Below are 795 nucleotides of genomic sequence, written 5' to 3'. Positions count from 1 at the left end.
AACAATCACATCTAATGTGGTTTACGGCAAAAAAACGGGTAATACACCAGATGGCCGTCGCGCAGGTATGCCTTTTGGCCCGGGTGCAAACCCAATGCACGGTCGTGATGAAAACTACGCTACTGCCTACCATGTCTTGGTGTTCACGGCGCAGTAAACCGCCTGCTAAATAGACCTCGATTTGCTCGTTAGCTTCTAAAATTCGCGCAACTTGCAGGTTATTAGTGATAACGCGTAGAGCGGGTTTTGCAAGCAGATATTGAGCGATTCGAGTTACGGTCGTACCAATTCCCATCATCACTGTAGAGCCTTCTGGTATCGCATTAGCGACCGCCATTGCGATGCCGTCTTTGACTTCGGATTCAACGCCAGTGCGGAAGCGATAGCTGGTGTTGGTCAGTGCGGTCGGTAGGCTGACGCCACCATGTACACGCCTTGCTAACCCTTGTTCGCACAGTTGGTTTACATCGCGTCGAATAGTTTGTGTGGTAACGGCAAACTGGTCAGCGAGATGATCAATTTGAACATCTTGGTTAGATTTAAGAGTGGCAAGTATCTGCTTTTGGCGCTGGTTTAATTCCATAGTGTTTCACTAAAATTGGTTCGGCATGTCGGTAATGATGTTGTCGACACCCATCTCATAGAATCCTAACGCTTTCGATGGGTCGTTGAGCGTCCATATCTTTAGGATTATACCCGATTCTTTTATCTCATTGGCGATAGAAATATCGAGTAGCTGGTGGTCGATATGAATACTATAAAGTTCTAAACATAAAAGCTTATCTAAGCTGTGTT

At 46.2% G+C, this 795-nt stretch carries 1 protein-coding gene and 1 pseudogene; both read right to left on the bottom strand.

Features of this window, described 5'->3' with window-relative positions; genetic code table 11:
• Window positions 1–112 precede the first annotated feature (112 nt).
• Window positions 113–583 (bottom strand): annotated as a pseudogene (locus KIV40_RS31185) (DeoR/GlpR family DNA-binding transcription regulator); the annotation flags it as partial.
• 9 nt (window positions 584–592) lie between these two features.
• Window positions 593–795: glycerophosphodiester phosphodiesterase family protein (locus KIV40_RS31180; protein WP_375164922.1), on the bottom strand; the 203-nt coding region annotated here is incomplete at its 5' end.

The organism is Vibrio sp. D173a, assembly GCF_030248475.1.
This window is presented reverse-complemented; position numbering and strand designations above follow the sequence as displayed.